Origin of the sequence: Pseudoalteromonas sp. MIP2626 (assembly GCF_013414205.1) — a bacterium.
GTDB lineage: Bacteria > Pseudomonadota > Gammaproteobacteria > Enterobacterales > Alteromonadaceae > Pseudoalteromonas > Pseudoalteromonas nigrifaciens.
Genome location: NZ_JAATTW010000072.1, coordinates 1 through 12,401 on the forward strand (window position 1 = coordinate 1; position 12,401 = coordinate 12,401).

The following is a 12,401-nucleotide window of genomic DNA, read 5'->3' on the forward strand; positions in this document are numbered from 1 at the left end:
TTATTTAAACGGTGATCTTCCTACAGAGGACTTTCACCTCATAAGTCAATGCCCATGTCGGGCGTACACAAGTTGCTGCACGCGGACTCGATACAGTTGTCGCGGTTTTTGCTAAGAGAAAAGGCAGCAAAAACAGCACCAACTTACTCGCCGGTGAGCAAGGCGTTATGTTACTAAATTAAATATTACACTCTCATCAAATATAAAAGGAATTACTTCAAATTATGAAAAAAGTTATGATTATTACGTCTATATTGCTTAGCGGCTGTGCAGCACAACCAATACAATATGATTTAGCTGGTAATTATGCTGGTAACCCAATTAACATAAATAAAAACATCCCTGAAATTAGCATTAATAACTTTACTTACGAACCTCATCGGAATATCAGTCAATATGCTACATCAGGATTTGGCTGTGTCCTTTGTCAATCTGATGGGAGTTGGAAAGGGTTTGTTTTTCAACAGCCTGTTAAAGATATTATTCAAGCTGAGGCTGAATTAGCTTTTAAAGAAATAGCAGCAGGTAAATCAAATGGTACATGTGAACTAAACGGCCAAATACACGCTGTTGGGTGGAATAGTAACAACAGTGATACAACCGTTGATATTACTTACATATTAAAAATAGGCGAGTCAGCTGAGTATGTAAAAAGAGTTAAAGGCTTATACGACGGTGGCATATTTGAAATGCAAAAAATAGAAAAAATTTGGGCTAAACCTACTAGAGCTTCAGTTCAAGAATTAGTTTGGGATAAAAACTTTGTAGAGTTACTGCATAAAAAGTGCACATAAACGTAACATAACAAGTCATTTCAGTAGGACAAATAACAGTTGGCTTTGCTCCTGAGTCACTATTTTAGCCAACTATTTTATTGCCCCTTAGCAAAGCGTTAGCAGGCTTAAATCATTAGAGTTTTATTAGCCTGTATTGATTAATTAAAAAGGATTTTTATGTTTGCTCAAATTTTCTTAGCTATTTTGGCTGTATTTCTTTTCTATTTAGGTATTGTTGAAAAATCTATTCTCAATATTGGAATAGGTTTTATTTTAATAGTGGTATCAGTTGCTAGATTTTATGCCGCAAAATCGGGTTCATCTAGTCAAGAGGAATTTGATAAATGGCGCGTAAAACGTGAGAATAAAATAAACGATGATTAGCAACATCGGTGCTAACAACACGCCCTGAAGCTGCTAAATACGTCGATTCATCGTAGGGTGTATTCGTTTTTCAACACTTAAACACGATCCTTATCCATTTAAATGCCTGTGATCTAATAATGCTGTTATGCGGCTTACCCTTGGCTTTGTTACTCAAAATGCAATGTGGTGAATTCAATCAGCTATTTACAAAACCCCAGCCTGCACAGCTGGTTTGTACTAAACATGCGGGTAGGATAACGCGCTTATGAGCTCACACTGTGCATTTAATTTGGTTATGTTGTTTTTTTAGCTTGGGCAATAAAGTCATTTAAGTAGTCAATATGCTGCTCGTTGTTACGAATACCGACAAATATTTGTTTGTTAATACCTTGCTCTCCAAACCTTAGGCTTTTGATAGGCATTGTTTTAGAATACTCGTCTACTAGCCAGCCAGGTAAAGCACAAATACCGCGACCCGCAGCGACCATTTGTAGCATGATTTCGGTTGTTTCAATGGTTTTGTGTTTTTTTACTGAGCACTTTGCCGGATTAAGAAACTGGCTAAAAATATCAAGCCTTAGCGGCTCTACAGGGTAACTAAACAATACTTCTTCGCTTAGTTGCTCGGGTAATACAAACTCTTGTGTTGCAAGTTTATGGGATTTAGCAACTACGAGTCTGTGTTCGTAGTTAAACACAGGTATATAGCTTATTTTAGGTTTAAAAAGTGGATCGGGAGTTATTAGTACGTCAATTTCGTAACTTAGTAATGCACCTAAAGCACCAAACTGAAACTCCTGCTTTACGTCAATGTCTATGTCTGGCCAGTGCTCTAAATAGGGCTCAATTACTCTAAGCAACCATTGGTAACAAGGGTGGCACTCCATGCCAATGCGTAGCGAGCCTAGTTCACCTTTAGCAATTTGATTTAGTAATAACTCAGTGTGTACAAACTGCGGTAATACTCTGTTTGCCAGTGTTTGAATATGCTCACCAGCCGCTGTAAGGCGCAAATTTCGACCGTCTTTTTTCCATATTGGCGTACCAACTTGGCCTTCTAGTTTTTTTATACTATGACTTAGTGCCGATTGCGATAAGTACAACGAATTTGCTGCCTTAGTTAGGGTTCCATGTTCTTTTATGGCGGTTAGTATTTCTAAGTGGATCCTTTCCAGCACAAGTTAACTCCTATCTATAATTTAGCTTTAATGATGACTGATATTCATTGGTTGATGAAATTATATCATTTTATCAAGCAAACAAGTTTATTTACTATTAAGGTGGGAATAACTAATTATAACAAAGCGTTATATTAAACTTAGCGAGAGCTGAGTTTGTAGAGCATGCTAACGTGATTGTTTTATTTAAAAACCTAAAAGCAGGGGCTGTAATTACCTCGTAAATTGACTGAAAGGTCTTTGTTGTGATTAAAAATAGAAGTAATAATTAATGAATATCATTGAATTTATAACAAGTAATATATCTACTTTGTTGGCACTGGTAGCCACAGGCGTATTTGCTGGTATTTTAGCAGGCTTACTCGGTGTGGGCGGTGGAATTGTAATTGTGCCTGTGTTGTTTTTTTTGTTTCAGAGCTTTGGGGTATCGCCCGAATCTTCAATGTTAATTGCAACAGCCACGTCTTTGGCAACCATAGTGCCTACATCTATTAGTTCAATTAGGTCTCACAATAAAAAAGGCAATGTGGACTTTGACCTTTTAAAACGTTGGGCTGCATTTATTCTTATAGGTGTATTGCTGGGTAGCTGGTTAGTTACTCGGGTTGATGGCAAGTTGCTTACGGTATTGTTTGGGGCAATAGCGCTGTTATCTGCACTTAATATGCTGTTTAGAACGGGCAAGTCGGCGTTGTATCAAAAACTACCTGGTAAAGTAGGGCAAAGTGTTATGGGCGCATTTATTGGCTTTTTAAGCTCTATGGTGGGAATTGGTGGCGGCACTATTTCGGTGCCATTACTTACTTTATATAACTATCCTGCTCATAAGGCCGTTGGTACAGCTGCAGCAATTGGGTTAATTATTTCATTGCCTGGTGCGCTAACTATGTTGATATTGGGCAGTACGCCAATTGATGCGCCAGCGGGGACCTTTGGTTTGGTTAACTTATTTGGCTTTGCATGTATTGTACCGCTAACCGTACTGTTTGCGCCTGTAGGCGCGTCGTTAGCTGCAAAACTAGATGCAGGTAAACTGAAAAAGATATTTGCTTGTGTACTATTAATTACTGGTTTACGCATGTTAGGACAAGTGTTTTTATAGGTTTTTAATTTACTTATTGTTTGTTTAAAAAAGAATGCCCGGCATAGGAGCTCTATACCGGGCATTCTTTTACATAACTATATTGAAGTGCTTATATTAGTTGGATTATATAGGTTTATTGGGTTAACGTTTGTTAGCCAGTTCTTTGCGGATTATTTCTGCTCCTGCACTTAAGGCATTTAACTTACCGTTTGCTACATTACGCGCTAAAGGAGCCATACCACAGTTAGTACAAGGGTAGAGCTTGTCGGCATCAACATATTTAAGCGCTTCGCGCAGGGTATTAGCAACTTCTTCGGGTGTTTCTATGGTGTCGGTTGCTACATCAATAGCACCTACCATCACTTTTTTGCCGCGAATAAGTTCAAGTAGCTCCATTGGTACATGAGAGTTATGACATTCTAGCGAAATAATATCTATATTCGATTGCTGTAACTTAGGAAACGCTTCTTCGTATTGGCGCCATTCTGATCCTAATGTTTTTTTCCAATCGGTATTGGCTTTAATGCCGTAGCCGTAGCAAATATGCACCGCGGTTTCGCATTTTAGTCCTTCAATTGCGCGCTCTAAACAGGCAATACCCCAGTCATTAACTTCATCAAAAAATACATTAAATGCTGGTTCATCAAATTGGATAATATTTACCCCTGCAGCTTCAAGCTCTTTTGCCTCTTGATTAAGAATTATGGCAAATTCCCACGCAAGTTTTTCGCGACTTTTATAATGATCGTCATAAAGGGTATCTATCATTGTCATTGGGCCTGGCAAAGCCCATTTTATTGGCTGGTTAGTTTGCTGGCGTAAAAATTTAGCATCTTCAACAAAAACCGGCTTTTGTCGACTAACAGGGCCAACAACCGTTGGTACACTTGCATCGTACCTATCGCGAATTTTAACGGTTTTACGCTTTTCAAAATCAACACCGTTGAGGTGCTCAATAAAGGTGGTAACAAAGTGTTGCCTGGTTTGCTCGCCATCACTGACAATATCAATGCCTGCTTGTTGCTGATCGTGTAATGACAAGCGAAGGGCGTCTTGCTTACCTTCAATTAGTTCATCGTCTTGTAATTTCCAAGGCGACCAAAGTGTTTGTGGTTGTGCAAGCCAAACCGGTTTAGGCAAACTGCCCGCAGTTGACGTAGGTAATAGTGTATTGCTAATAAGTGTTTTCATGATAAATAGTGCCGTATATTTAAAGTTATAATTGAACCTAGCTATTGAGCGAAACTGTTAAGCGCCGCTTTTAAACGTAATTGGCAGAGAATTGTTCAAGCACAGTTTGGTATGGCTTAATTAGGTGCTCTTCGGTAAATTTTCCCTGCTGGCTGGCCATTTGGCTACGCTCTTCTCGATCATAAACAATTTGCGTTAATGAATGATCTTGGTTGTTCAAATTTGGCTGATAAAACTTTCCTGCAGGTGCATTTGCATTGTAAATTTCAGGTCGATAGATTTTCTGAAATGTTTCCATGGTACAAATAGTGCTTATAAGTTCAAGGTTAGTGTAATCATTAAGTAAGTCACCAAAAAAGAAAAATGCTAAAGGCGCTACACTGTTTGGTGGCATAAAATAACGTACCTGCAAGCCCATTTTTTTGAAATATTGCTCGGTTAAAGATGACTCATTTGGCAGGTATTCAACGCCTAAAATAGGGTGCTGGTTTTGAGTTTGATGATACGTTTTGTTATCAGAAACACTAATACATATTACAGGTAGTTTATTAAAATTTAGTCTGTAAGTACTTGAGTTAACAAAATGCTGAAACAGCTTGCCGTGCAGCTCACCAAAGTTATCTGGGATACTAAATTTAGGTTGATTTTTATTATGATTTTGCAGCAATACGCTAAAGTCATAATCGCGCACATAAGAGGAAAAGTTATTACCTACAATGCCTTCAATGCGTTTATTAGTTTTATGATCAACAATAATTGTTTTTAATATTTCTATCGATGGAAAAGTATTACCACTGCCTTTAATATCTAAATCTACAGAAATAATCTCGAGTTCGACAGAGTAACGATCTCCTTTAGCGTTATCCCAGTTCGCTAAAGCATTAAAGCGGTTATCAATCATTTTTAACGCGTTGCGCAAATTAGCTTGGCGGTATTTTCCTCTTGCCAAGTTAGCAAAGTTGGTTGTAAGGCGCGTATCGTTAGATGGCTGATAACTTTCATCAAGAGAAGTGCTCTTAATAGTAAATTTAAAGTCTTTTTTCATGATTTTTGGTATCCATTTATATAATTAAAGCTGAATTTTTTGTTTAACTTCTGAGGTTTTCGGTAATATCTTCAGATTTCCCTGTCAGTAGTCACCACAGTATTTTTTATTTTTACCTAAAGGCTTAATTGCAACCAAGTGCAGTGCGGCTAAAGGTAAAAGCAAGAATGTATTTTATACGTTGTTATTATTATGAATAAAATTGATTTAATTTCATTTATATATGAGGGATTCTCATTAATTGCTTTTCTCGCTAGTTTTGCTGCGTTTATTAGCGTGGCTGTAGGTTTGTGAGGTGTATTTTTGAGGAGGAATAAGTTAAGTGAAAGAATGTTTATTTAATCTAATAAAGCTAAGCAAAAGTATGTAGTAGCTGCTTATAAGTAAATAAACTTCTTTTTGTTTTATGTAAATAATTGAACTGAAATAGGAACTCGGCTATGGTTTATTTAGTAATAACAATAAATTAAAGCGAGTAGGTTTTAACACTCGTTAAGTAAAATCATATCAAGGATTAAATATGAAGATTCAAGCAAATGTAGGAACTATAGATATTTTAGGGCATTTAATACTGTGGTTTATTTTAATACTAATAACGTTTGGTATAGGCGCGTTCTTTTTTCCTTATTCGTTCTCTAAGTTTATTTTGAATCGCTCTGAGTTAATTGACGAACACGGTAATGCAAGAAAAATGGTTTGTAATACAGATATTTTTGGCAGCATTGGCCATGTAATTCTTTGGATTATAATTTCAATACTTACCTTTGGCCTTGGTTATGCCTTTTATTTTTATAAGGTGTGGAACTACTCTTTAAATAATACAACTATTGAGTAATTAGCCTTTATACGGCGTATTCGTTTATTAAACAAACTAAATTAAAAAGCATAACTTTAATAGGGTTATGCTTTTTTGTTTTAAGTAAAAAAGTTGAGGGTAAATACCATAAAACGAATAAAGGAGCTAACCCTATAATAAGTAAGCACCTTATAATGCTTAAAAAGAGAAGTTTTATAAACAAAGTTTAATTTTAAATAATGCTATGTAGATATACAGCACGCTGTATTACAGGCTCAAGCGGAATAAACTCATTAGGTAAGTTACTGTTGATTGTTGCACTCAAACGCAGTGATTTATTATTAACCAAGCGTTATTCGTTCAGGAACATATATTTATGCCACACGTAGAAATAAAATATTCAGATAACTTAAAAATAAACACAAAAGAAGTTTTTGATGTTATAGAGCAGATTATAAATAACAAAGACGCCAGTGCTGGGGTATGTAAGTCAAGAGCTTACCCATGCTTAGAATATAAGTACTCGCATATTCTCATTACAATATCGTTATTAACTAAGTCTCACCGAAATAAAGAATTTACATTAGCATTAAGTACTGAGCTAGAGGCATCTATAAAAAAACACCTTAAACAAAGCGTGTATTTTTCGTTAAATATAGAATACAGCCAAGCTTATTACACCACCAATGTTCACCTTGTTGATGGCGATATTTTGGCAGAAACATAAGGCTTATTACTATCTCCTCTTCGAATAAGGGACAGGCATAAAACTTATTTACAAGTAAATATAATAGTAGACAGGCATAAAAAATGGTAATTCCCTCGCTTTGAACTACTGTTTATATATACATGCAAAAACAGAGTGCTAAACATGACCCGTGCCAGAAAATCACTCATAGATTTATCGGCAACACCTTATTACCACCTAATTGCGCGTTGTGTTCGCCGTGCTTTTTTGTGTGGCGATGATAAATACTCAGGCAAAAACTTTGACCACCGTAGGGAGTGGCTTGTTAAGCGGATGAAATTACTGAGCGATGTATTTGCCATTGATATAGCTGCTTACGCTATTATGAGTAATCATTATCATGTTGTGGTTAAAGTAAATAAAAACAAAGCGCTTGATTGGTCTGTTGAAGAGGTTATAAGGCGTTGGTATAAGTTATATAAACAAGGAGACTCTTTGGTTAAACGCTTTTTAAATGGCGAGAAATTAAATGAGGCTAGCTTATATATTTTTAGTGAAATTATAGCAACATGGCGAGCACGACTTTATGATATTAGCTGGTATATGAAAAATCTTAATGAATATATTGCCAGGCAAGCAAATAAAGAAGATAACTGCACAGGAAAATACTGGGAAGGGCGTTATAAATCCCAAGCACTATTAGATGATAAGGCCATTTTAAGTTGTATGGCGTATGTTGATTTAAATCCTATTAGAGCGAAAATAGCTACAGAACTTAAAAATAGTGATTTTACATCAATTCAAGAGCGCATCCATAATTATAAAAACATGGCAGAAAATAGTAAGCAATCTATACAAAAAACAGAACTGTTTGAGCATAAAAGCCAGCCAATGCAATTACTTAAATTAGGGAGTAATGCAGATCCAGACACGATCCCATTTAGGTTAATAGACTATTTAGAGTTAGTAAGTTGGAGTAGTCGTTGTTTTACTTGCAATAAGCAAGGGGAAATAAATGAAAATGTACTCAATATATTAGCCAAATTAAATATAGAAGAGGCTGAGTGGCTAAACGCAATTCAGCATTTTCGTAGGCAATATGCAAACTTTGCAGGGAGTAAAGTAAGGTTAATGAATTTAGCTGCGCAGAACCAAGCTAAGTGGTACAAAGGTGTTGGTTAATCTGTAAGTTATTTAATGCAAAATAAATACGAGCATCCGCGAGGTCGTTCATAGATCTGTGTCAGCTTAAGTTAGCAAATATCCATCATATGAAGTGTAAGCCTCTAACTCTCGTTAAAACCTCCCTAAAATCGAATAAACTTTAACTCTGAAAGCCATACACTGGAGTAAATAATAAATAAACTGCGCATTTGCTGTTTAATAAAAATTAAATGCCTGTCCCATATTAAAATTTTTGAAATTAAATAAACACTCTGCTTTTGTGCGAGTGTTTATTCATTGTATAGCTTAGTTAAGGGTAGCGTGCTTTAAAAATTTGCGAGCTTTTCAGCGGCTATTGCTGCGTTATTTATTACTCCAAGTTCTTGAAACTTAATACGTCCTTGCTCGTCTAAACCTGTCATTAAGTTGGAGTGATTAACTTCATTGTTGTCTATGTTTTGAAACTTTATATTTAATACCATGGCTAAACTACGAACGTCTTGTGGTGTGCCGGTTAATAAACTCCAGTTTTGTAAATTTAATTTTCGGCTTTGTGCAAATTCTTTTAGTACTGCAGGTGTATCTGTGTCTGGAGTTAACGATACTAAAATAAAACCTACGTCTTGTTTTTCAGTCTCACTCAGCTTATTTTCAATGGCTTGCATGGTAGAAACAATAGTAGGGCAGGTATGTAAGCAGTGTGTGTAAATAAGGCTTATGACTTGTTTTTTACCGCTAAAGCTACTTAAAGTACGTTTATTAGCGTCTTGATCTAACCATGTACTGTTAAGCTGATAAACAGAGTCTTGTGGTATGTTTTGCGAGTAAGCGTATGAGCTGGCAAGCATGCATATCAGCCCTAATATTTTAAGTGTTATATTATTAGAAATTATAGCTGGGTTATATTTTATCATTTGTTTATTCCTTTGATTTCGCACAGCGAAACCCTAAATTAGGTAAAGTATATTTGGCCTGCAAACTAGAGCGAAAGCCAAAGCGCATAAATGCGGCATAATCACTGGGATCAGCTGCTCCTTGCGCTCCTGCGGCGCAAAATAATTTTTGATTTATATCACTATCACCACGAGATTCGCCGCTAACTAAAGCGGAGTTAAAATCCTCTGTCCATTCCCAAATTAAGCCGTGTAAGTCTTGTGCCCCCCAATAGTTTGCAGGGTTAGTACCAACCTCAGGGAGTTGTTTGCTACTAGGGCGGCTATACCATTGTAAAATACGTTGGTTATAACTTTTCTCTAGGCTGCCATTGGGCTGGGTTGCACTGGCACTGGCAACACGCTCCCACTGAGCAACCGTGGGTAAGCTTTTATTAAGTGACTGGCAATAAGCTTGGGCTGCAAACCATGATACGTTAACTACAGGGCTGTTTAATTGCTCTTGTGACGGCTGCTTTGCTGTTTGGTTTTGTTGCCAATGTTGTAAATATTGAGCCTCTGCAAATATGCTAGGTATTTGCTGTGGCTGCCAACGTGGGTTGTTTATTACAAACTTTAAATATTGCGCGTTAGTCACAGGTGTAACATCTATGCTAAAAGCGCCCACAAATGTTTGTGGGCTGTTTTTATTCATATAAAGCGGCCTGTAGTCACCCGCGGGCAGAGCTACCATTTTAGGTGGCTCTGCCAATGCAAGTGTCATCGTTAATAAAGAAAGAATCATGTTATTTGCGCTGCTTAGCAACTTGTTCAGCAGAGATTTTTCCGCCGGCGTTATCCCAGTTATTTAGTACAAAGGTAATAACATTGGCAATATCCTCGTCATTTAGGTTCATTGCTGGCATTACGCCGTTGTAGTTAACATTATTAACTTTAATAGGACCCGATAAGCCTTTAATAATCGCATTCACACCTAAAAGGGGGTTGTTGTTCAAATAATCAGACTTTGCTAAAGGCGGGAATGCTCCGGGAATACCTTCGCCATTAGCTTGATGGCAAGCCATACAGTTAGCCTCATAAACACGTTGGCCGAATCGTATTTGGTCATCTTTATTGTTGGCTGTTATTTTAGTAAATGTATTATCTAACGACTGTACTGCTGAGCCTTCTGGTAAATATACGTTTTCAGCTGTTTTGCCTGTAAAAATAGAATGGTCGTCAGGACCTTCTACTTTTAGCATTGCGAGTGCGCCTTTGTTAAATGCTCTAAAAATAGAATGATCGACCAAAATAAAGGTGCCCGGTACTTCTACTTTAAATTCAACAATGGCAGCGCCGCCAGCGGGGATCAATGTGGTTTGTACGTTGTGATTTTTTAAACTGCCGCCTTCTACATAAACGGTATCAAAAATTTCGCCTATTACATGAAAAGAAGAAACCAAATTAGGGCCACCATTACCAATATATAATCGAACTGTTTCACCTACTTTAGCGGTTAAAGAGTTTTCATCTGTGGTGCTGCCTACTGAGCCATTAAATACTACGTAGTCTGCGTCTTCATCAATTGCCTTTGCCATATCAAAAGGTTGCAAGCCAGCTTCACCAAATTCGCCCTTAGTATAAAAATCCCCTTGTACTAAATAATACTCTCGGTCTACGGGCGCAAGGCCTTCTTTTGGTTCAACTAAAATTAAGCCATACATACCATTGGCTATATGCATACCAACAGGAGCCGTGGCGCAATGGTAAATATAAAGCCCTGGGTTAAGTGCTTTAAAATTAAATGTAGAAGTGTGCCCTGGGGCTGTAAATGACGACTCCGCGCCACCACCAGGGCCTGTTACGGCATGTAGGTCAATATTGTGCGGCATTTTTGAGCTAGGATGATTTGAGAGATTAAACTCAATTTCATCACCTTCTCTAACTCGAATAAAGCTCCCTGGTACGGTTTCACCAAATGACCAAAATACATATTCAACGCCATCAGCAATTCTCCCTACTTGTTCTCTGGTTTCTAGATTGATAACTACTTTTGCACTGTGATCTCTATTAATGGCGGGTGGCACCATAGGGGGAGGCGTTAGTATTGCTTGTTCAGTTTTTAAATTACTGGCAGCGAGTAGGTTACCACTAAATAAAATAGCTAATAGAGGGAGCCATAGGGTGTGCTTACTAGGTTGTATTTTCATTTTATATTTCCATTATAAATGACGATTAACTTAGTATTGCGCTTAAGTGCAAAAATGAATTGATGCAGATCAATTAACTGCCGATGAACAAAAGTTTAGTACTGATCAGCAATGTTAACGAGTTTGATTTTAAATCTATTGTTTGTTTTTATTGAGGTATAGCTTTTTATGAGTGAGTTAACGATTTATTGTTGTAAGCATGCTGTTAACTTTCTTTGGAAACTATATAATTAAATTTATATCAATAAGGATGATGATGACAAATAAAGTAGAGGTTTCGGCCAAAAGTGGAATGCATTTTAAGTTTTACAGTGATGACGTAGAAGTTACTTATTACTGCTTGCCCGTATCGGGAAAAGAAGTTGTAAAAGTTAACGGTGAGATAGTTAGCGAAGCACAAAACTTTAAGTTTAGCTCTACTCATCAGTTTGAAATAAATGGCAACCCGGCCAAAATTAGGCTAAAAGCCCACGGTTTAACTAAAAACGTGACACTTTGTGAGTTTTTTGTGGCTGATGAATTAGTTAAAGCTTATAAACTTACTTACGGTACCAAAGGTAAAGTTCCGCTTATGGCTCAGCTTGTTATTAGTGTTATTGCCGCTGCAGTGGGTTGGTTTTTTGCAGCACAGTTTTTATCATCTTGGTTAGCTTTTGCAATAATGATAGCGGTTTTAGGATTAGCAGTGTTTAAATTTGAAAAGCCAAGCTGGGAATGCGAAGAGGTTTAGTAACACCTTCATAAAACTTTAAATTACCTACATTATATCCCGTATTTTTAACACTGCAGCGAGCCTTAGTTGCAGTGATTTTATTTAACTAATAAAGTTAACAAAATTTATCGAAATTTTCCGAGAAAACCCATTGATCGACGCGAAGCGGTGTCGATGGGATGAATCGGAATAGTTAGCCCTGCTCTTGAATGTATTTTTGAATTGTATCAGCAGCCGCATTCCCAACAGAGCAAACAAAATATCCGTCAGACCAAAATGTTTTTTTAACCCAGAATTGCTTTTTAAACCATTTAAATCT

Annotated in this window: 14 protein-coding genes; 7 read left to right on the forward strand and 7 right to left on the reverse strand. The window is 37.0% G+C overall.

The features are described from left to right. The first annotated feature begins 224 nt into the window (after positions 1 to 224). Positions 225 to 794: a hypothetical protein gene (locus HC000_RS17190; protein WP_179808277.1), complete on the forward strand. Its 570-nt coding sequence runs from the start codon at positions 225 to 227 to the stop codon at positions 792 to 794. Positions 795 to 953: 159 nt separating this feature from the next. After that, complete coding sequence (locus HC000_RS17195) at positions 954 to 1,160, forward strand: hypothetical protein (protein ID WP_089368250.1); 207 nt, start codon at positions 954 to 956, stop codon at positions 1,158 to 1,160. Between the two features lie 275 nt (positions 1,161 to 1,435). On the opposite strand, the gene HC000_RS17200 is transcribed toward HC000_RS17195, so the two are convergent. Beyond that, entirely contained in the window at positions 1,436 to 2,320 is an 885-nt protein-coding gene (locus tag HC000_RS17200; protein WP_011328148.1) for a LysR family transcriptional regulator, read from the reverse strand. Between the two features lie 271 nt (positions 2,321 to 2,591). Here HC000_RS17200 and HC000_RS17205 point away from each other — a divergent pair, with 271 nt between their 5' ends. Next, a complete protein-coding gene (locus tag HC000_RS17205; protein WP_179808278.1) occupies positions 2,592 to 3,422 on the forward strand; it encodes a sulfite exporter TauE/SafE family protein in 831 nt (276 codons plus the stop codon). Positions 3,423 to 3,545: 123 nt separating this feature from the next. On the opposite strand, the gene HC000_RS17210 is transcribed toward HC000_RS17205, so the two are convergent. Both HC000_RS17210 and HC000_RS17215 read right to left on the reverse strand, forming a co-directional pair. Then, positions 3,546 to 4,595 (reverse strand): methionine synthase, encoded by a 1,050-nt coding sequence (locus tag HC000_RS17210; protein ID WP_179808279.1) that lies wholly within the window; start codon positions 4,593 to 4,595, stop codon positions 3,546 to 3,548. Positions 4,596 to 4,665: 70 nt separating this feature from the next. Beyond that, positions 4,666 to 5,640: a DUF1852 domain-containing protein gene (locus HC000_RS17215; protein ID WP_179808280.1), complete on the reverse strand. Its 975-nt coding sequence runs from the start codon at positions 5,638 to 5,640 to the stop codon at positions 4,666 to 4,668. Positions 5,641 to 6,160: 520 nt separating this feature from the next. On the opposite strand from HC000_RS17215, the gene HC000_RS17220 reads away from it, so the two are divergent. The 3 genes from HC000_RS17220 (at position 6,161) to HC000_RS17230 (ending at position 8,306) form a co-directional block, all read left to right on the forward strand. Then, the gene (locus tag HC000_RS17220; RefSeq protein WP_011328152.1) at positions 6,161 to 6,475 is read left to right on the forward strand and encodes a DUF6693 family protein; all 315 of its coding nucleotides are present in this window, start codon (positions 6,161 to 6,163) and stop codon (positions 6,473 to 6,475) included. A 337-nt stretch (positions 6,476 to 6,812) separates the two neighbouring features. Then, positions 6,813 to 7,163 (forward strand): hypothetical protein, encoded by a 351-nt coding sequence (locus tag HC000_RS17225; RefSeq protein WP_179808281.1) that lies wholly within the window; start codon positions 6,813 to 6,815, stop codon positions 7,161 to 7,163. Positions 7,164 to 7,307: 144 nt separating this feature from the next. Continuing rightward, on the forward strand, positions 7,308 to 8,306 hold the full coding sequence (locus tag HC000_RS17230) for a transposase (RefSeq protein ID WP_179808282.1): 999 nt from the start codon (positions 7,308 to 7,310) through the stop codon (positions 8,304 to 8,306). Positions 8,307 to 8,614: 308 nt separating this feature from the next. On the opposite strand, the gene HC000_RS17235 is transcribed toward HC000_RS17230, so the two are convergent. Genes HC000_RS17235 through nirK form a run of 3 tightly spaced genes read right to left on the reverse strand, consistent with a single transcriptional unit; the run spans position 8,615 to position 11,370 of the window. Then, positions 8,615 to 9,202 carry an SCO family protein gene (locus HC000_RS17235; RefSeq protein WP_179808283.1) on the reverse strand — a complete coding sequence of 196 codons (588 nt, stop codon included), beginning with the start codon at positions 9,200 to 9,202 and terminating at the stop codon, positions 8,615 to 8,617. 4 nt (positions 9,203 to 9,206) lie between these two features. Then, entirely contained in the window at positions 9,207 to 9,965 is a 759-nt protein-coding gene (locus HC000_RS17240) for a formylglycine-generating enzyme family protein (protein WP_179808284.1), read from the reverse strand. Position 9,966: 1 nt separating this feature from the next. Beyond that, the gene (nirK, locus tag HC000_RS17245) at positions 9,967 to 11,370 is read right to left on the reverse strand and encodes a copper-containing nitrite reductase (protein WP_179808285.1); all 1,404 of its coding nucleotides are present in this window, start codon (positions 11,368 to 11,370) and stop codon (positions 9,967 to 9,969) included. A gap of 256 nt (positions 11,371 to 11,626) precedes the next feature. Between nirK and HC000_RS17250 the strand changes: the two genes are divergently transcribed. After that, positions 11,627 to 12,100 (forward strand): hypothetical protein, encoded by a 474-nt coding sequence (locus HC000_RS17250; RefSeq protein ID WP_089368262.1) that lies wholly within the window; start codon positions 11,627 to 11,629, stop codon positions 12,098 to 12,100. A 175-nt stretch (positions 12,101 to 12,275) separates the two neighbouring features. Here HC000_RS17250 and HC000_RS17255 read toward each other — a convergent pair. Further along, positions 12,276 to 12,401: transposase (locus tag HC000_RS17255; RefSeq protein WP_179808286.1), on the reverse strand; the 126-nt coding region annotated here is incomplete at its 5' end.